At 38.3% G+C, this 20,379-nt stretch carries 16 protein-coding genes; 11 read left to right on the top strand and 5 right to left on the bottom strand.

The window, feature by feature from the left end:
• The first annotated feature begins 194 nt into the window (after nucleotides 1-194).
• The 3 genes from HUS24_RS05650 (at nucleotide 195) to HUS24_RS05660 (ending at nucleotide 3,752) form a co-directional block, all read left to right on the top strand.
• Complete coding sequence (locus HUS24_RS05650) at nucleotides 195-1,625, top strand: pyridoxal phosphate-dependent aminotransferase (protein ID WP_065992679.1); 1,431 nt, start codon at nucleotides 195-197, stop codon at nucleotides 1,623-1,625.
• Between the two features lie 93 nt (nucleotides 1,626-1,718).
• Nucleotides 1,719-2,537, top strand: a complete 819-nt coding sequence (locus HUS24_RS05655) for a PhzF family phenazine biosynthesis protein (RefSeq protein WP_173911101.1) — start codon at nucleotides 1,719-1,721, stop codon at nucleotides 2,535-2,537.
• A gap of 156 nt (nucleotides 2,538-2,693) precedes the next feature.
• Nucleotides 2,694-3,752, top strand: coding sequence for a type II asparaginase (locus HUS24_RS05660; protein WP_173911102.1), 1,059 nt, complete (start codon nucleotides 2,694-2,696; stop codon nucleotides 3,750-3,752).
• A 54-nt stretch (nucleotides 3,753-3,806) separates the two neighbouring features.
• Here HUS24_RS05660 and HUS24_RS05665 read toward each other — a convergent pair whose 3' ends face one another.
• Nucleotides 3,807-4,697: a tetratricopeptide repeat protein gene (locus tag HUS24_RS05665; protein ID WP_173911103.1), complete on the bottom strand. Its 891-nt coding sequence runs from the start codon at nucleotides 4,695-4,697 to the stop codon at nucleotides 3,807-3,809.
• Nucleotides 4,698-4,872: 175 nt separating this feature from the next.
• Between HUS24_RS05665 and dnaE the strand changes: the two genes are divergently transcribed.
• The 5 genes from dnaE (at nucleotide 4,873) to HUS24_RS05690 (ending at nucleotide 13,381) form a co-directional block, all read left to right on the top strand.
• Entirely contained in the window at nucleotides 4,873-8,445 is a 3,573-nt protein-coding gene (gene dnaE, locus HUS24_RS05670; RefSeq protein ID WP_173911104.1) for a DNA polymerase III subunit alpha, read from the top strand.
• A 35-nt stretch (nucleotides 8,446-8,480) separates the two neighbouring features.
• The gene (locus tag HUS24_RS05675; protein ID WP_173911105.1) at nucleotides 8,481-9,317 is read left to right on the top strand and encodes an RNA methyltransferase; all 837 of its coding nucleotides are present in this window, start codon (nucleotides 8,481-8,483) and stop codon (nucleotides 9,315-9,317) included.
• Nucleotides 9,317-10,117 carry a serine O-acetyltransferase gene (gene cysE / locus HUS24_RS05680; protein WP_173911106.1) on the top strand — a complete coding sequence of 267 codons (801 nt, stop codon included), beginning with the start codon at nucleotides 9,317-9,319 and terminating at the stop codon, nucleotides 10,115-10,117. Before HUS24_RS05675 ends, cysE begins: the two co-directional genes overlap by 1 nt.
• A gap of 195 nt (nucleotides 10,118-10,312) precedes the next feature.
• Nucleotides 10,313-11,242, top strand: a complete 930-nt coding sequence (locus HUS24_RS05685) for an ABUW_2363 family tetratricopeptide repeat lipoprotein (RefSeq protein WP_173911107.1) — start codon at nucleotides 10,313-10,315, stop codon at nucleotides 11,240-11,242.
• Between the two features lie 126 nt (nucleotides 11,243-11,368).
• Nucleotides 11,369-13,381: a triacylglycerol lipase gene (locus tag HUS24_RS05690; RefSeq protein WP_173911108.1), complete on the top strand. Its 2,013-nt coding sequence runs from the start codon at nucleotides 11,369-11,371 to the stop codon at nucleotides 13,379-13,381.
• Nucleotides 13,382-13,449: 68 nt separating this feature from the next.
• Here HUS24_RS05690 and HUS24_RS05695 read toward each other — a convergent pair whose 3' ends face one another.
• From HUS24_RS05695 to catM, 4 genes are all read right to left on the bottom strand, one after another.
• Complete coding sequence (locus tag HUS24_RS05695; protein WP_173911109.1) at nucleotides 13,450-14,844, bottom strand: MFS transporter; 1,395 nt, start codon at nucleotides 14,842-14,844, stop codon at nucleotides 13,450-13,452.
• A 23-nt stretch (nucleotides 14,845-14,867) separates the two neighbouring features.
• On the bottom strand, nucleotides 14,868-16,133 hold the full coding sequence (locus HUS24_RS05700; protein ID WP_173911110.1) for an OprD family outer membrane porin: 1,266 nt from the start codon (nucleotides 16,131-16,133) through the stop codon (nucleotides 14,868-14,870).
• A 332-nt stretch (nucleotides 16,134-16,465) separates the two neighbouring features.
• Nucleotides 16,466-16,858: a DUF4440 domain-containing protein gene (locus HUS24_RS05705; RefSeq protein WP_173911111.1), complete on the bottom strand. Its 393-nt coding sequence runs from the start codon at nucleotides 16,856-16,858 to the stop codon at nucleotides 16,466-16,468.
• 165 nt (nucleotides 16,859-17,023) lie between these two features.
• Nucleotides 17,024-17,941, bottom strand: a complete 918-nt coding sequence (catM, locus tag HUS24_RS05710; RefSeq protein ID WP_173911112.1) for a cis,cis-muconate-binding transcription regulator CatM — start codon at nucleotides 17,939-17,941, stop codon at nucleotides 17,024-17,026.
• A 118-nt stretch (nucleotides 17,942-18,059) separates the two neighbouring features.
• Here catM and HUS24_RS05715 point away from each other — a divergent pair, with 118 nt between their 5' ends.
• From HUS24_RS05715 to HUS24_RS05725, 3 genes are all read left to right on the top strand, one after another.
• Complete coding sequence (locus HUS24_RS05715; RefSeq protein ID WP_173911113.1) at nucleotides 18,060-19,169, top strand: muconate/chloromuconate family cycloisomerase; 1,110 nt, start codon at nucleotides 18,060-18,062, stop codon at nucleotides 19,167-19,169.
• Between the two features lie 14 nt (nucleotides 19,170-19,183).
• Nucleotides 19,184-19,474, top strand: coding sequence for a muconolactone Delta-isomerase (gene catC, locus HUS24_RS05720; RefSeq protein WP_005406041.1), 291 nt, complete (start codon nucleotides 19,184-19,186; stop codon nucleotides 19,472-19,474).
• Nucleotides 19,475-19,677: 203 nt separating this feature from the next.
• Nucleotides 19,678-20,361 carry a 3-oxoacid CoA-transferase subunit A gene (locus HUS24_RS05725; protein WP_171532165.1) on the top strand — a complete coding sequence of 228 codons (684 nt, stop codon included), beginning with the start codon at nucleotides 19,678-19,680 and terminating at the stop codon, nucleotides 20,359-20,361.
• Nucleotides 20,362-20,379 lie beyond the last annotated feature (18 nt).

Raw genomic sequence — 20,379 nt, forward strand, 5'->3', positions numbered from 1 at the left:
GATAATCTTATATTTACGTGATTCATCTTAAAATTTCTAGTCCTAACTTCACAATTTACAAAAGACTTACCAATGACACTAATAGCAAAAAGAAAGCAAATTTAAAATCAAGGTAAGCAAATTTATTCAATTAATTCTTTTTTGTGAGCAAATTTAATGTTAACCTTAGGCTTGTTCTTGTTCAGGATTAAAAAATGTCGCAGAAAAAAAGCGTAATTTTCAAAAATCTTCTCCCTGTGATTAAACAATATCAACAGGAAGGATTTACTCATGAAAAAATTGTCGCTTTACTCAAAGACAAACATGATCTTGATCTTGTAACAACAGAAACATTTAAAAGTTACTTATATCGTTATGCAAAAGTGAACTCCACTCTTTCCGAGAACCTCAAAATGCCGAACAGTATCCAAACCCCACGCGAAATAAAAAAATCGTCTAAGCTCGAGCATGTATGCTACGACATCCGTGGACCTGTGTTACGCGCGGCCAACGAGATGGAAGAAGCGGGGCATAAAATTATTAAACTCAATATTGGTAACCCTGCCCCATTTGGTTTTGAAGCCCCACAAGAAATTATTAATGATGTTGCGCTGAATTTACCCAACGCGATTGGCTATACAGATTCAAAAGGGATTTTCCCTGCACGTAAAGCCATTTGTCAGTATTATCAGCAAAAAGGCATTTTGAATATGCACGTCAATGACGTGTATGTCGGTAATGGCGTATCTGAACTGATCGTGATGGCGATGCAAGGTTTGCTGGATGATGGCGATGAAATGTTGATTCCAATGCCTGACTATCCTTTATGGACGGCTGCGGTCAATCTTTCTGGTGGTACAGCGATTCATTATAAATGTGATGACCAAAATTACTGGTATCCTGATATTGCTGATATGGAAAGTAAAATCACACCTAATACGCGTGGGATTGTGATTATTAACCCGAATAATCCAACAGGTTCAGTCTATCCGCGTCATGTGTTAGAGCAAATTGTCGCTTTGGCTAAAAAATATGACTTAATTTTGTTTGCTGATGAGATTTACGACAAAATCGTTTATGATGGTATTGAACATGTATCAGTTGCAGCTTTGGCAGGCAATCAACTCTGTATTTCATTTAACGGGCTGTCTAAAGCATATCGTATCGCAGGTTATCGTTCAGGTTGGATGGCAATCACAGGTGATAAATCTCGTGCGATGGATTATATCGAAGGTTTAGATATGCTTGCCTCTATGCGCTTGTGTGCAAATCATCAAGCTCAGTATGCGATTCAAACAGCGCTTGGCGGTTATCAGTCGATTAATGATTTGATTCGTCCGGGCGGTCGCTTATATGAACAACGCAATATCGCTTGGGAAATGTTAAATGACATTCCGGGAGTAAGCTGTGTTAAACCTGAAGGTGCGATGTATTGTTTCCCTAAACTTGATCCTGAAATTTATCCAATTGAAGATGATGAAAAGTTCATGTTGGATTTCTTGAAAGCTGAAAAAGTATTGTTGGTGCAAGGTACAGGCTTTAACTGGCCAACCCCTGATCATTTCCGCGTAGTGTTCTTACCTGCTGAAAATGAATTACGCGAAGCACTCACGCGTTTAGGTCGTTTCTTGTCTAAAATCCGTTAAGATTAAAAAATCGTTACAAAGCACTCAATTGATTGGGTGCTTTTTTATTTAAAATTTCAGTTATTCTATAAATTTTAAAATTAAGTAATAAAAATGAATCAGCATAAAATTAAATTTTTCCAAATCGATGCTTTTACACAATCTGCTTTTAATGGAAATCCTGCAGCAGTCTGTCCACTCGATGCTTGGCTTGATGATGACACCCTACAAAAAATTGCTGAAGAAAATAATCTTTCAGAAACTGCATTTTTTGTGAAGGAAAATGATGGATTTAGCTTGCGCTGGTTTACACCTACTGTAGAAGTCGAGCTATGTGGACATGCGACACTTGCCGCAGCTTGGGTTATTTTCAATAAATTAAATTACTCACAATCTTCAATTAAGTTCTACACACTTAGTGGTGAATTAATCGTTTCTAAAGCAGAAAACGATTATTTATGCATGGATTTTCCCACCAAGCAACTCGAAAAAATTGCAATTAATCATCAATTATTGGCTGCTTTAGGGATTGCAGAAGATGATGTTCTTAGTGCTTGGCAAGCGGATGACATTTTACTTGAAATTAAAAATGAACAAATTATTGAAAAACTTCAACCAAACTTTAATCAACTCATTCAAATCCCGACCCGTGGCGTAATCGTCACAGCCCGATCAAACAATTTTGATTTTATCTCTAGATGGTTTGGTCCTCGTGTTGGTGTGAATGAAGATCCCGTGACTGGTTCAGCACATACTTGCCTCACTCCCTTTTGGACAAATAAACTGAATTCAACATTATTAACCGCACAACAAGGGGGTAAACGTAAAGGGCAATTGAAATGCGAATTAAATGAAGATCACTCTCGCGTTTATATTTATGGTCAAGTGTGTTTGGTTATTTCAGGTGAGCTTTTATTTTCTCTTTCTGAATGAAATCATAACTTCATTATGAAACATAATCATAAATTTGAGTGATTATTCAAAAAAACACATTTTAAAAAAGGTATGTGCAAAACATCATTCTTTATATTAAGTTAAAAGTGGTACAAAAAATGCTTGGACTGTACTTAACTTCAATAAGGAAAGACGATGAAAAGAACACTGACAGCACTCACTTTAAGTCTGGGTTTATTATTACCCTTTTCAACTTTTGCCAAAAATAATGTTGTGGTAGTTGCTACAGGCGGGACAATTGCAGGTGCAGGTGCAAACTCAACCAATAGTGCAACTTACACCGCAGCCAAAGTTCCTGTAGATGATTTATTGAATGCTGTTCCACAGATTCAAAATTTAGCCAATGTGACAGGTGTACAAGCCTTACAAATTGCATCTGAAAGTATCACGGATAAAGAACTTTTAACCATTGCCCGTAAAGTCAATGAGCTGGTCAAAAAACCAGATGTAAACGGTGTGGTGATTACACATGGTACAGATACTTTAGAGGAAACAGCATTCTTTTTAGGTCTAACCGTACATACAGATAAACCAATTGTCGTGGTTGGCTCGATGCGCCCACCTTCAGCACTTTCTGCCGATGGTCCTTTGAATCTTTATAGTGCAGTTGCACTTGCAGCAGCCGATAGCGCTAAAGGTAAAGGCGTTTTTGTGCTCATGAATGATAGTATTTTTGCAGCACGTGATGTCACCAAGACCATCAATATTCATACCAATGCCTTTGCTAGCCAATGGGGGGCTTTAGGAACATTGGTTGAAGGTAAACCTTATTGGTTTAGAAATGTTGCAAAACGATTTAACAACTCTTCTGAGTTTAATATTGAAAATATTCAAGGAGATGCTTTACCACTGGTACAAATTGTATACGGTTCTGGCAATATGCTGCCTGATGCGTATCAAGCTTATGCAAAAGCAGGTGCGAAAGCGATTATTAATGCAGGGACAGGAAATGGTTCAGTTCCCAATTATATCGTACCTACTTTGAACCAGTTACAGCAACAAGGCGTACAAATCATTCGCTCAGCACGAGTTCCACAAGGTTTTGTACTCAGAAACGCTGAACAACCTGATGATAAATACGGCTGGGTGGTGGCACATGATTTAAATCCACAAAAGGCTAAACTACTTGCTGCCCTTGCGCTTACCAAAACTAAAGATGCCAAAGAAATTCAGCGTATGTTTTGGGAATATTAATTTAAATGTTCAAATAAAATAAGCGCCACATTGGCGCTTATTTAAAAATAACCATCAATCTTCTGCTGCGGCAGTCGCATCAATAGCTTCACGATATTCTTTGGCTTTGCTTAAATCTTTCTTCAAACCAAAACCACCTGTTTCATACAAGTTTGCCAAACTTTCTAGTGCAGTATGGTCGCCTTGCTCATAGGCTAACTCATAATATTTTGCTGCACGTTTAAAGTCTTTTTTCACACCTTCGCCATTTTCGTATAAAACACCAATATTTGAAGATGCAAGCTCATTGCCTTGTTCTGAAGCAGCCGTATACAGTTTAAGTGCTTTAGCATAATCCTGAGTTACACCCTCACCATCATGATACAAAACCCCTAGATTATTTTGTGCATCACGATTTTCTTGTGCCACTGCAAGCTCATAATACTTAATCGCTTTTTTGAGATCTTTTTCTACAAACTCACCCATCTCATAATTATAACCAAGGTGATATTGAGCATCAGACAGTCCACCATCGGCAGCTTTTGTGATCCACATGATTGATTTTTTTGGATCAGCTTTTACGCCATCTTCACCTGACTCTAAGGTGAAACCATAACGATATTGTGCCAGTAAATGCCCTTTTTCCGCTGCTTTTAACAGCCATTTCATAGCTTCTACATTGTTTTCTTCAACAGCTTCGCCTTCATCATACATATACCCAATCGAGTAAATTGCATCTAAATTGCCTTTTGCTGCTGCTTTTTTATACCATTCTAAAGCTTTATCTAAATCCTCTTCAACGCCATAACCTTGATAATAAGCCTCACCCAAGTCATATTGCGCTTGCGCATCACCAGATTGTGCTTTTTTGACCAATGTTGCACTATACTGAACTTCTTCTGCATAAACCATAGTTGTAATTGGTAATGCTAAACAACCCAAGAGTAAAAGTGTTCTAATTTTCATGTATTTCCTTTCAGAAAGTTCGCGTTAGATTATTGTAAAACTCGATGATATTAATTTTTTTTAATGATTGCAAAATATTCAACCATTCATTAACAAAATAAGTTCGGTCAAGTTTCATCTGCATATATAAATGAAGCGTGGTAAAATCAGAGGCGGTTTAAAAAGGGATTCATCTATGCAGTTTGTTCATCTTGGTATTCATACAGAGTTTTCGATTACAGAATCGATCGTACGGATACCTGATCTGATTTCAGCTGCCGCTCAGGATGAAATGCCTGCTTTAGCCATTACAGACTTATCTAACTTACATGCAGCGGTTAAATTTTATAATAAATGTTTAGGTAAAGGCATTAAGCCTATTTTTGGCAGTACTATTCGTTTAAATGATGCTGAGCATAAAGTAACTTTACTGGCAATGACCAAAAAAGGTTGGCGCAGTCTGACTGAAATTGTGTCACGAGGATTTATTGAAGGTCAGCAACTTTCTATACCATGTGTTCAAAAACAATGGATTTTAGAACAACAACAAGACATTATCGTTCTGCTCGGTTTACACAGTGATGTTGGGCAAATGTTGGTGTCTTCGAACCCACAGAAAGCCGAGCCTTTGCTTGAAGAGTGGATCGAAAAATTTGGCAATCGTGTCTATTTAGCGCTGACACGTACTGATCGTCCTAGAGAAGAAGACTTTAATCAAGAAGCGGTAAAACTTGCCTGCAAATATAATATCGGTGTGGTTGCACATAATGATGTGCATTTTATTAAACCTGAGGATTATGAAGCACATGAAGCACGTGTTTGTATTGCCGATGGTTATGTTTTAGGTGATGACAAACGCCCGAAAAACTATAGTCCTGAACAATATTTTAAAAGTTCAGCGGAAATGGTTGAACTCTTTTCCGACATTCCCAGTGCAATTCAAAATACAGTTGAAATTGCTAAGCGCTGTACGGTGTCTTTACGCTTAGGTTTCCATGACTTACCAGACTATCCAATCCCTGAAGGTCATACCATTAACACTTTCTTTGAACATTTGTCTGAAGAAGGTTTAGAAGAACGTTTAGCTGTTTTATATCCTGTTGAAAAACGAGATGAAGATTGGGCAGAAATACGCAAGCCTTATGATGAGCGACTTGCCTATGAGCTTGGCATTATCAATAAAATGGGATTCCCTGGCTACTTCCTGATCGTTATGGACTTTATTCAATGGTCAAAAAATAATGGCGTTCCTGTCGGTCCAGGGCGTGGTTCTGGTGCAGGTTCATTGGTGGCTTTTAGTCTAAAAATTACTGACTTAGATCCATTACGTTATGACTTACTCTTTGAACGTTTCTTAAACCCTGAACGTGTTTCCATGCCCGACTTTGACGTCGATTTTTGTATCGCAGGTCGAGATAAAGTCATCGACTATGTCGCACGTCACTATGGTCGTGATGCAGTTTCTCAGATTGCAACCTTTGGTACAATGGCTGCCAAAGGTGCGATTCGAGATGTAGCGCGTGTTTTGGGTAAATCTTACGGTTTGGCTGACCGTATTTCTAAAATGATTCCAACCAAACCATTGGGTTTGAGCTTAGAAGAATCAATTGAAGCTGAACCCCAACTGAAAGATATTGTCACCAACCCATCCAATCCTGATCATGAAGATGCTGCCGAAATCTGGGAAATGGCTCTTAAACTCGAAGGCATTACTCGAAATACAGGGAAGCACGCAGGTGGTGTTGTCATTGCACCAACCAAAATCACTGATTATTCAGCAGTTTTATGCGATGAAGATGGTACTAACCGTGTTGCCCAATTCGACAAAGATGATGTTGAAGCTGCAGGTTTAGTTAAATTCGACTTCTTAGGTCTACGAAATTTAACCGTAATCGAAGATGCTGTTCAAAATATTAATAAACGTATCCAATCAGAGATTCCTTTAGATATTGCGCATATTCCTTTAGACGATAAAGATGCCTATACCGTATTCGCTGATGCCAATACCACTGCGGTATTCCAGTTTGAATCCGTGGGCATGAAAAAAATGCTCAAAGAAGCACGCCCAAGTAAGTTTGAAGAGATTATCGCTTTCGTATCTTTATATCGTCCAGGCCCGATGGATCTCATTCCAGACTTTATTCATCGTATGCATGGCGGTGAGTTTGAGTATTTACATCCTTTGCTTGAAAGTGTACTCGAACCGACCTACGGTATCATGGTGTACCAAGAACAAGTGATGCAAGCCGCACAGTTCTGTGCAGGCTATTCTTTGGGCGGTGCGGACATTTTACGTCGTGCCATGGGTAAAAAGAAACCCGAAGAAATGGTTAAGCAACGTCAAATCTTTATTGAAGGTGCTGCAAAAAAAGACATTGATGAAAAAACAGCCAACCATATTTTCGACTATATGGAAAAATTCGCAGGCTACGGTTTTAACAAATCCCACGCAGCTGCCTATGCCTTAGTGGCTTATCAAACTGCTTGGCTTAAAGCACATTACCCGTCTGAGTTTTTAGCAGCAGTCATGTCTTCGGAAATGCAAAATACCGATAACATCGTATTTTTGATTGATGACTGTCGTATCAATGGCTTAGAAGTACTGCCACCGTCTATTAATATGTCCTTTTACCATTTCTATGCCAGCGATGAAAAAACCATTATTTATGGTTTAGGTGCGATCAAAGGTGTTGGTGAACAAGCCATGCAATCCGTGATTGATTCACGTGAGCAAGATGGTCCTTATAAAGATTTATTTGATTTCTGCCATCGTATTGACCTGAAAAAAATCAATAAACGTACCCTCGAAGCGCTGATTCGTGCAGGTGCTTTAGATTGCTTAGGGATGGAACGTTCGACCATCATGGCGCAACTACCTGAAGCCGTACAAGCTGCTGAACAAGCCCGTTCTAACCGTGAAACTGGCATCATGGATTTGTTTGGTGAAGTTGAAGAAGTTCAGCGTAAACCAGCAAAACCTGTGAAACCGTGGTCAGATGAAGTTCGTTTAAAAGGTGAAAAAGATACTTTAGGCTTGTATTTGACAGGTCATCCGATTGATGTATATCGTCCTGAACTAAAGTCTTTTATTTCTCAGCGTATTAATGAGCTTACCCCTACTCGTCGTGGTGTCACCACGGTATTTGCAGGATTAGTCGTGGATGTCGCTAACTTTCCAAACCGCATGATGATTACGCTCGATGATGGTACAGCACGTATTGAAGTTTCAGCGAATCATGAACGTTTCCAACGTTTTAAAGACATTTTGCAAAATGAAAAAGTGGTGGTGATTGAAGGCGAAATTTATGAGCGTGAAGGTTTTGATCGCCCGATGGGACGTTTAACCAAAGCTTTTAGCCTCAATGAAATCCGTCAAAAACGGGCAAATTCTATCGCCATTGAACTTAAGCCCGATATGATCAGCAAAACTTTAGCCACGGATCTACAAAAAATTCTGCTTCCCTATTGTAATGTTGATATGTGTCAGCATATTCCATTCCAAATTCAAGTTGATTATGACTATGCCAGTGCAGATGTGCATTTGGGCGCACAATGGAAAGTTGCTCCACTGGATGATTTACTATTTAAACTGCGTGAATATTTTGGTAAAGAAGCCATTCATATCCAATATCAAGTCAAGTCTAAGGCTGCAAAAACTGTGGATTATCGAGAACTTGCCCAACCTACCCAAGTTGCTCCTCCACCAGAGGATATGAGTATGGATGATGCAATGGACATGTATAACGCTGAAGTCAGTCAATTTTCTTAACATCTTCTCATTCAAGCTAAATTTTTGGAAATATCATGGATATTATTGATAATGCTGCACTTTCGCAGCATTTAAGCCATGTGCGTATTGTCATGGTCAATACCACTTTACCTGCAAATATTGGTAGTGCGCTACGTGCAATGAAAACAATGGGCTTATCAAAATTAGTCTTGGTTGCACCAAAAACCTATCCGCATCCGGATATTGATGCGTTGGCAGCAGGTGCAACCGATCTGATTGAACAGATTGAAATCGTTGAAACTTTAGAAGACGCAATTAAAGACTGTCATTTGGTGTTTGGTACAAGCGCACGTAGTCGTACTATTCCTTGGCCTTTACTAGATGCACGTCCTGCTGCACAAAAATCAATGCAAGCCGTGATACAAGAACAGCAAGAAATTGCCATTGTCTTTGGTCGTGAAGATCGAGGACTGACCAATGAAGAGTTGGCATTAGCCAACTATCATGTGACTATTCCTGTAAATACCAATTATGGGGTGCTCAATGTTGCGCAAGCCATTCAAGTGATTTGCTATGAAATGCGTATGGCAGCGATAGAATTTTCAGATAAAAAACATGATGATCAAGCGGTAATGCATGTGACGGATTCTGAAGATATGCACTGGGATGAGCCTTTAGTCACGCACGAACAAATGGAACAATTCTATCCCCATATCGAAAAAATGTTGGCAGAAATTGAATTTATGGATCCAAAAAATCCAAGATTATTACCATTACGCTTGCGCCGTTTATTTGGACGTATACAATTAGACAAAATGGAATATCATTTACTTCGAGGCATATTTAGCCGAGTTCAAGCCTTGAATAATGGCACATGGAAAAGTTCAAAATCGAAAGAGGATCAAAACTGATGCTGAAACAGCTCAAAGAAGATATCCAAGCTGTGTTTGCGCGTGATCCTGCTGCACGCAATACATTTGAAGTTTTAACCACTTATCCCGGCATTCATGCATTAATTATGCACCGTGTTGCGCACGAATTATGGAAAAAAGAATGTAAAACCTCAGCGCGTATTTTGTCCTCTTTTAGTCGTTTTGCTACAGGTATTGAAATCCATCCAGGTGCAAAAATCGGTAAACGTTTTTTTATTGATCATGGCATGGGGGTGGTGATTGGTGAAACCGCTGAAATTGGCGATGATGTTACCCTGTATCATGGCGTGACCTTAGGTGGTACAACATGGAATAAAGGCAAACGTCATCCGACACTTGAAGATGGCGTTGTGGTAGGTGCAGGTGCAAAAATTTTAGGCCCCTTTACTGTAGGTAAAAATGCCAAAGTCGGTTCAAATGCAGTTGTTACCAAAGCCATTCCTGAAGGTGTAACGGCTGTGGGAAGTCCTGCACGTTTAATTTTCAAAGATAAAGAAAAAGACAATGTGCAAGAAAAACAACGCCGTGATTATGCTGAAAGTATTGGTTTCCAACCATATGCAGCTACCCAAGATCAATCCGATCCGATGCTTGAAGGTATGCGTGTTTTACTTGAGCGTATTCAACACAATGAAATGCGAATGAATAATTTATGTCACCGCTTATCTTTGCTTGACCCTACCTTTAATAAACAACAAGCCAAAGAAACGCCATTTAGTGACGAAGAGTTAAAAATTATTGATGAACTTCGCCGTGAATGTGAAGCGCAGAGTAAATAATTTAAAAATGCCTAGCTTAAACTGGGCATTTTTTACCAAATGATCATCACTTTAAAAATAGATTCAGTAAAACACGTGTATATTCTGTATAAATTTTAAAACTTAAAGCTTTAAACGTTGCATGTTTACATGACTTTTCTTAGACTGATACGCATATTTATTTTGACTTATACAACAAATTCTTGGAAGACAAATATGACGATTAAGCCCTTAGCAGTCGCTATTTTCTCAGCTTCATTACTTGCTGCGTGTTCTACAACCTCAATCAATAAAGCTCCCGAAAAAGCTGTCAACAATGAACCAATCGTCTACACTGAACCAGAAATTTCACCACCTTTTTATGCACTGAATCCATTTAACTACGACCAACCTCCTGTTTTTGAATTAGAATTACAAAAAGCAGCAGCAGCACCTGTACAAAAAATGGAAGTGCCTGATCCAAATAATCCTGCTGCGAAAATCATTTTAGATACCAATAAACTGATTGTGCCAACAGTCAACAATACCCAACGTGCCTTAAAATATGCAGTAATTGCTGGACAAGATGAAATTGATATCACCAATATCGATGATTTTTTACAAATGGTTGAAGGTAAAGCACGTCACTATCCACCACAGTTTACCGATCGCCAAGAACGTCGTGGTTTTGAAAGTAAACTAAAAGAGGTTTCTGCTCAATTAGATACACTTGCAGCGAACCCAAATGCATCATTTGATATCTTGATCCGTGCATTTAAAGCCAGCATCATGGGGCGTAATTTAGATTTAGGTTCAAGTTACACCACAAAATCACTGGACTATGCTCAACGTATTTTAAAAATTAACAAAGATGACCAAGAAGCAAACTTATGGTTTGGTTTCTCTTTATCTGAAGGTGGCGGTCAAAAAGAAGCGATGCCTTATTTAAATAATGCAATGAAATCTGGCGTACAAGAAGCATATTTATCTTCTGTAAATAATTACTTATGGATGGATCAAAAAAAGAATGCGCTTCAAACTTTGAAAAACTACAAAGTAAAATATCCAGATGAAGCAGAAGTTGTTGACCGTTTAGTTCAAGAAGTTGAAAAAGAAGGTCGCTACAATGTTTGGCAAATATTGAAAAACCCTGCTCAATCTAAATAATTGCGCAAAGTTTCGATATTGAAACATAAAAAATAGGTTGAGTTTCATCAACCTATTTTTTTGTGAAAAAAATTGAATTTTTCATGCAATATCGTATGATTTTTCTAAAATTAATTTGTGTAGAGGATGCTCATGCAGCACAGTAAAAAAAACATACTGCTTATCCTTGCTGCGATGACGCCTTTGCTACTCAATGGCTGTCAAGTTGTCAGTGTAAAAAGTCAGAAAGTGAATGTGACCATCGCCAATGAGCGAGACAGCATTCTCACACGTAACAAAATCAGTGAGGCAAGTTTAAATGTCTTGTCAATGACAGGCAGCGAAGCCAAAAAATGTACTGAACAACCTGATCAATGTATTCAAGACTTAGAAAAAATTCCACAGATACAAGATGAACAATTGTTATCTACGGCAAGTGAAGTTTATCTTGCAAAAGCCATTGCGCTCAGCAATTCATCTAGCTGTAAAATTAGTATAATTTCTAAACACCAATCTGAAGAAAAACAAAAGCTAAATCAAACTACATATGACGATTGTTTAGACCAGCAACTGGCAATGTTAGACAAGAGTATTCGTTATAGTTATGCCTACTTGTTTAAAACAGAACGTCAACCTCAAGATCGAATTTTTGATAACAGACAAGTCCAAATTCGAGATTTTTATAATCAAGCCTTAGCCAAAATGATCACTAGCTATGGTTTACGCCACAAAGGCAATAAAACAGTTCCCAAAGATATTAAAATCGGGAAAAGTATTTATAGCATTGACTATAGTCACTACCCGCAATTAAATACAGAAGAAGTCGAAAATTTATTGTCAAGCTATAATCTCAACTTTTCAGGTTTACGCTCTCTTAACCGCAGAGACGGTTTCGGTGCAGAATTTGTTGCCATTTTGACTGCGCCTAAAAAAGCAGAGGAAGACAAATATATTGTCGATCCTGTTCATCACCACTACCAAGGCGGTGTCAACCCAAATATCCATGACCCACGTTATTTGGCAGTCAGTATTACAGCACAGCCCAAAACAGGCGAAAGTGTGGATGAAATTCTGCATAATCCAAATTTTAGCTTAAAGATTTATGACCCCTATTCAATAGAAAAAATCCAAGTGGCAAAAAAAGAATATCCACTTGCTGCAAATTTTTCTGCGCCTTATGGTTTATGGTTGGCTGAAAATAATCTAGGTGCTGCGGCTTATCTCACTTTGATAGATCGAGATCAACGTCTCACCATGCCACATTTGTATATGTTAGAGCCGTTTAACCCCAACAAAAAAGTCATTGTTTTAGTTCATGGTTTAGCCAGCAGTCCTGAAGCATGGATTCGTTTAACCAACGATATCATGGGCGATCACGTACTTCGTGAGCATTATCAAGTATGGCAAGTATTCTACTCAACCAATATGCCGATTTTAGAAAGTCGTTATCAAATTAATGCCATTATTAATCAAACTTTCAATTATATTGGCCAAGACACGCCTGCCGCTAAAGATGCTGTGTTAGTTGGTCACAGTATGGGGGGTATTATTTCTCGCTTATTGGTGAGTGATATTAATTTAACTCAGCCTGCATTTAAGCTACTAAAAAACCGTCAATTAAATCGCTTTAAAGACGACCCTATATTTAGCGCACGTTTAAATATGCAACCGATCAACAACTTTGATCGAGCTATTTTCCTTTCTTCACCACATCGTGGCACTGAGTTTGCTGATCGTTGGTTTACTTTAGCGGCACGTAAGATCATTAAACTTCCTGGTGCGTTCTTAGGTGCGTTGGCTGATACGATTCAAGATCAAGACTTAAGTGTGCAAAACTTTTTAAAAGATGTGGGCAATGGTCTTATTCAAAATGGTCCGAGTGATCTCAGTAATAACTCCAAATTTACTCAACTCACTGAAAATGTCATGCCTAAAAAAGGAATGGTTTATCATTCTATCATCGGCAATAGCACCAACAGTGAAGACCCTGATGTGATGTCTGATGGAATCGTACCTTATAAAAGCGCACATTTAGATGGTGCTGCTTCTGAGATTATCATCAAAGGTGGCCATTCTATTCAAGAAACACCACAAGCTGTACTTGAGCTAAGACGGATTCTAAGACTACATTTAGCACAATTGGGGATATACAAACCTTAAGCAAGCTAAAAATCAAAAGCCTGAGTTTAGACTCAGGCTTTTTAGTATTTAAAATAATAGGGTCTTTATTAAATGGATTTTAAGTTCAGTTGTTTTGCAGTTTTATCTGGATTTAGAAATAAAATCGCTAAAATAGCAACAACAACCAAATACACACCAATATAAGTAAAACTTTGATTCATTCCATAAATTAAGTTTGCAGCCATCTGTTCTGATAGCATTTCCCCCTTATGCGGTTGTACATACCCTGCCCGATCCATCAAATGCCCGACCATTAAAGGTGATACAATTCCACCAATAGATGACAAGGACACCAATGTTGCCATCACTGCTGCACGTTGTTGTGAGCACACACTATAACCCACAGTCATGGTTGCAAGTGGAAAAGTCATGGCTGCCCCAGCAGCAATGGTGATCAATAAAATTGCCAAATTTGCTTGAGTGTGTGGTAATAACAAAAATGAAATGCCAGAAATTAAAATAATCACGCCAAAGTTGATGCCAAGTGCCACATGAACAGTATGTCCTTTTTTCATGAGGATACGTGAAATATACCCTGCAAACATCAATGCAAAAGCTCCCAAAATCCATGGCAATGTGGACAGTGTACCGACCATTTGCGGACTTAACTGTGCCACCGTCGCAATATATTTAGGTGACCATGTGGTGAGAAAACCTAGTGGCCAAAAGCAGCCAATTCCTGTTAATACCGCCACAATAAACATTTTCGAACTAAAAATCTGAATATATGAAACAGGTTGCAGTTGATCTACAACTGCTGCGATGCTGTGTGTATCAGCATTTAAGACCTCATCGTTTTGTACTGTTTTTTGTTCAGATGTATCACCAATATGGCTATATGGACCTTCTTTACATACACAGAACCAAATCACTGTCCAAATCAGACCAACTATGCCCAAAAAGCCAAAAGCCCAACGCCAGCCTAATTGTGGATGTGCGATGATAGACGCCAAGACTGGCGCAGCAATAATCGGACCGATTGTAGTACCAGCAGCTACCATACTACTTGGAAAGCCACGTGCAGTAGGCTCAAACCAACCTTGTACATGTTGCAAACTAATCGAAGATGCGGGTCCTTCGGCAGCACCTAAAATCACTCGAGTAATCAAAAGCGCCATTGCACCACCACCAAATAGCATTGGGAACTGTAATATTGCCCAGCTCACGCCCATCACTAAAATGATCCATTTGGTTTGAATTTTCCCTGCGACAAAACCAACCACAACCCCTGAAATTGCAAATAAAAAGAAAAATGAGCTGCCAATAAAACCAAACTCGGTACTGGTCATTGCAAGCTCTGCCATCGCTGATTCAGCAACCAGCCCCAAAACGGCTTTATCTGCAAAATTGATCATTTGAAAAATCATCAGTAAGGCAGTAACTAACCATGCTTTTTTTAACAATTTTGCTGATGTGAAATCATGAGCTGAGTGATCCTTCATTTTTATACCTCCAGTTTAAGACTTTAAAATTTAAAGGTATATGTGGTTGCAATACGATCTTCGACAAAATCTGTGCCACGTGTATTTCCTGCGCCATATTTAATATCTGCACGAATATGTCGCCACTCAAAGCCTAAACCTTTAAAGGTGCCTTCAGGTATGGTGTAATTGACAATGACATTTTTCTCAGTTTCTTGGTTATCTTTTAAGCCTGGACGATAAATTTCACTACCGTTCAGATAACGTAAAGTAAGTTTTAAACCTGGTATACCTGCTTCTTTAAAGTCATAGCTATATAAAACATGCCAAGTAAACTCTTTGGCACGATAAAAACCTAATGATGACCAACTTTGTAAAAATGGTTGTGGAACATAGCCTCCCAATACAGGGATTGCATGTTCGCCCATATGCTTTTGTACACCTGCGGTTAAGGTGTTTGCACCATTTTGAATGGTCGTTTGTAGACCAACTGACTGTGTATCAATATCACCAAAATAAGCATCGCCATCTTCGGTATAGTTAAAATAACGTGCATCGACTTTGATTTTGCTTTTGCCAACGTGTTCGGTATAAGCTGCATTTAAATAATGTTGTTGATAAATATCTTCGAGTTGTCCAAACCAGTATGCACCTGATAATTTTGGATTAAAGTTATAATCCAAACCGACAAAATTTAAACCATCGCTTTCTTTGTTTGGATCGGTTGAGCCAGCTAAAGTTAATTTCTCAAACTCATCATCATCACGTGCATTGATATGGGTAAAACGACCTGCTGAGATTTTTAAATTTTCAATCTCTTTACTTTCTAACATTGCGCCTGCAAAAGTAGTAACCAACTGCCGCGAATCATCAATCGCCAATACAGGTGTTTTGGGAAATAACTCACCTACTTTGAGTTCAGTATCTTGATATTTCAGTTTTAAAGTTGCGCCCAGTTTTAAAAAGTCACGCTCTTGTTTAGCTGCCGCTGTATCATAATGAAATACCGTATCCAATCGTTCTTCGTTATGATCACTTAAACGCAGTGCATATTGAAAACCAAGGTCTAAACCGACTTGTACGGGTGTATCGGTATAACCCGACTCAAAACGACCCGTTAATCCTTGCGACCAACTTCCAAGATCTTTGTTCGTGCCCTCTAAATCTCGTTCCACATAAAAATTTCGTAAATACACCGATTTTTGGCTGTCCTGCCAAAAATCTGCATAAGCGGTATTTACACTCAGAACAGCTAAAAATGCTAGATTTACACCACGTTGCGCTTGATATAAGCGATTGAATTTGAACATTATGGAAATCCTTTCCAAATATTTTAAAATTGTTGTACTCAGTCTTTAGATGCAGTCATTACGACCGTGTAGAGATAAATAGCATCCATTTATGTTTTATAAATTCCTTTATTTTTAAAAGATTTATAAACATATAAAGATTTATCTCTCACCCTATTATTTTAATTATTAATGTAATTTTCCATATAAATTTAAGTATATGTTTATACCTTTTGACTATACTATTATCATATTTTTAAAATATTGATATATTTCAATACTGTTTTATTCATTTTCAAATAAAATAGCGAGCCATTGCTGACTCGCTATTTTTCTAAAACCGCAATATAGGCTTAAGCTAAGAACGTTTCTTGTAAATAGCGCCAGTACATTTTCCCATCCTGCTCCACCAACAAGACTGAAGCACGACGACTGGTTACACCTGCATCTTTGTGATGGGTTTCAGTATAATTCATTAAAATTGCATCATCTTTTTGCATCACAATTTCTGCATCAGAAATGACAATTTTTAAATCAGGAATATTACCTTGATTATTTTTAAACAACTGTACAACCTGTTCATATTGAATACGTTTACCTGCTGCACCCACCATTTCAAAATCTTGAGTGAAATATTCTATCAGTTCGGCAAGTTGAACATCCGTACCTTTTGCATTAAATACCGCTTGAATCAATTCATGTAAAGTGTATGTGCTTTGAATTGCTGCTTCTTTATTTAGTGCCATAATTTATCCTTATTTAGCGCCAATGATTTACCAATAATACAAATTTAAATGTAATTTTCAATTTAAAAATATATTTTATCAATAAAATATTGTTGCAAATCCTATAAAGTGTCACGCAAAAACCCTTGAAAGTCGATCTATTGCAAGCTAAAAATAGAATGACCTTCAGTCTGCATTCATCAATAAATCAATGCCTTCTGCTTCAAAAACTTCACGTACACATTCTAAAATATTAGGAATATAAGCACTCTGATCCATATTCCGAATGGACATCGAAATCGGGCTATAAGCTTCCAAATCTAAAATCGGAATATAAACTAAATTACGCATACCAATTTCACTGGCACTTTGAGGAATCAAGCAAATTCCCTCTCCCGATGCAACCAAACCCAATGCCATATGAATTTCACGCACCTCTTGCATATTTTTAGGGACTAAGCCTAATTCGGTAAAAATAGACTGAATGAGTGTAGAGAAATTGGGTTTTTGTGAGGCTGGATAAGAAAAAATCAATTCATTGGTAATTTCAGATAAATACACCCCTTTTTCAATATATTGCGCAAGAAAATGATTTTTATGTACTGCCAGAAGCAACTTTTCTTTGCGCATTAAAATCCGTTTGATCGCCGGATCACTAATTCTTAGACGACCAAAACCGATGTCAATTTTACCCAGTTTTAATGCTTCGATTTGATCCTTGGTACCACATTCAATCAGTTCAACTTCTGTGTCAGGATTTTTTTGACGAAATAAAAAAATAATCAGCGGCAATAATGCATAAAGCAAAGAACTGACATAACCAATGCGCACGACTTTATTGACCGAGCTAATACGTTTTGCCATAGAGGTCGCTTGTGCGGTATGCGTTAGGATTTGTACCGCATGTTGATAGAAAAACTGCCCTGCTTCTGTGGTTTTCACAGGACGAGAACCACGTTCAAACAATAAAATCCCTAACTCTTCTTCTAGTTTTTGAATTTGTCGGCTCAAAGGCGGTTGAGCAATACAAAGCTTTTCTGCTGCTTTGGTAATACTTTGCTCTTCGACAACCGTCACAAAATAACGTAAATGACGTAATTCCATTTTTTAAATCTCCATTTATATACCTTTTAAGTATCTAAAAATACCAATTTGGCTCTAGTTTAAGATATTACATTAATTTAGGGTATATAAATAGATTAACATTTAAGAAATATTTGCAATGTATAAGTCCATAGAAACATTGCTTGTTGAGATTCCAACCATCCGTCCGCATAAGATGGCGGTTGCAACAATGCAAACACAAACCTTAGTACTGGTGAAAGTAAGCACTGAAGACGGCTTTATCGGCTGGGGCGAAGCAACCACAATCGGTGGCTTAGGCTATGGCGAAGAAAGTCCAGAAAGTGTTAAAACCAATATTGATACTTATTTTGCGCCATTATTAAAAACATTAAATGGTTTGAATGTTGCTCAAACCATGCAAATAATTAACCGCAATATCAATGGCAACCGTTTTGCAAAATGTGCGATTCAAACGGCTCTACTTGATATTCAAGCACAACGCTTAGGCTTGCCTTTGAGTGAAGTGTTAGGTGGTCGTTTGCGTGATAGCATTTCGGTGCTATGGGTGCTCGCTTCAGGTAATACGGAAAAAGACATTGCTGAAGCACAAAAAATGATCGCAAGCAAACGTCACAATGTCTTCAAACTGAAAATTGGTTCACGCCCAGTTGAACAAGATGTCGAACATGTGTTGGCGATCAAAAAAGCATTAGGTGATGACATTTCTATTCGTGTCGATGTTAATCGTGCTTGGTCTGAACTCACTGCAATTAAAGGCATTCAAATGCTGCAAGATGGTGGTGTGGATCTGATTGAACAACCTTGTGCGATTCATAATATTGATGCAATGCAACGTCTTACACGTAAGTTCGATGTCGCGATCATGGCAGACGAATCCTTAATGGGTCCACAAAGTGCTTATGAGCTGGCAAAACATAATGCAGCCTCAGTTTTTGCCGTTAAAGTTGCACAGTCTGGCGGTTTAATCGAAGGCTGCGAAGTTGGGAAAATTGCCACCCTTGCAGGGATCGACCTCTATGGCGGAACGATGTTGGAAGGTCCTGTAGGTACTGTTGCATCTGCACATGTATTCGCTACTTTCAGTAACTTAGCATATGGCACTGAACTGTTTGGTCCATTACTACTCACTGAACAAATTTTAAAAACGCCACTTCAGTACGAAAATTTTGAGCTGAAAATCCCAACAGGTTTAGGCTTGGGTATTGAATTGGATGAAGACAAAATCGACAACCTACGCCGTCAATAATTGAAGGAGTCACCATGCTTTTCCAAGTCAAAATGGACGTTCATATCCCTTTAGATATGCCAAGCGATAAAGCCAATGAAATTAAAGCCGTTGAAAAAGCATATTCTCAAGATTTGCAACGACAAGGTAAATGGCGTCATATTTGGCGTATTACAGGTCAATATTCAAACATCAGTATTTTTGATGTTGAGAGTAATGAAGAATTGCACAATATCTTACAAGGCTTACCGCTTTATCCTTATATGGATATTCAAGTCACTGCCTTGAACCGTCATCCTTCTTCAATTCGTGAAGATGACACCTGATCAAAAAAATCAAACCATTCTAATTACTTAGGATGGTTTGAATCCGTTTTATACCACATTATTTAAAACTGAATAACGCACCATAATATTTCAAATTGATATTCAGCTTTTAAAAAATGTGCAGGCATAAATTTTTATGCATAAGTATTTTGAAATGATATTTATGCATAGCAATTCATGAAAATGTAGATAAGGTTAGTCACATGATTGATAAAAGCTCAACTTCCCTCAAGGAAGTTCTTTCCCAAATTAAAGACGGTTCAACCGTAATGATTGGTGGCTTCGGTACGGCAGGACAGCCTGCGGAACTCATTGATGGTTTGATTGAGCTAGGCATCAAAGATCTTGTCATTGTCAATAACAATGCAGGCAATGGTGACTACGGCTTAGCCAAACTTTTGAAATCTGGTGCAGTCCGTAAAATTATTTGCTCATTCCCACGTCAGTCTGATTCATGGGTATTTGATGAATTGTATCGTGCAGGCAAAATTGAACTCGAACTCGTACCACAAGGTAACTTAGCTTGCCGTATTCAAGCGGCGGGTATGGGGCTTGGTCCAATTTACACACCGACAGGTTTTGGAACTTTGTTGGCAGAAGGCAAACCGACTTTAAATTATGAAGGTAAAGACTTCGTTTTAGAAAACCCAATCAAAGCTGATTTTGCCTTAATCAAAGCCCACCAAGGCGACCGTTGGGGCAATTTGGTCTATCGTAAATCTGCGCGTAACTTTGGTCCAATTATGGCGATGGCGGCAGAGATCACTATTGCACAAGTCTCTGAAGTGGTTGAACTGGGTGCACTCGATCCTGAACACATCATCACGCCAGGAATATTTGTTCAACATGTTGTTGCTGTCGGTGCTACTGACACGACTGCACAGTAATTGAAATCGGAGAATACT

Origin of the sequence: Acinetobacter sp. Marseille-Q1618 (genome assembly GCF_902809855.1) — a bacterium.
Taxonomy (GTDB): Bacteria; Pseudomonadota; Gammaproteobacteria; order Pseudomonadales; family Moraxellaceae; genus Acinetobacter.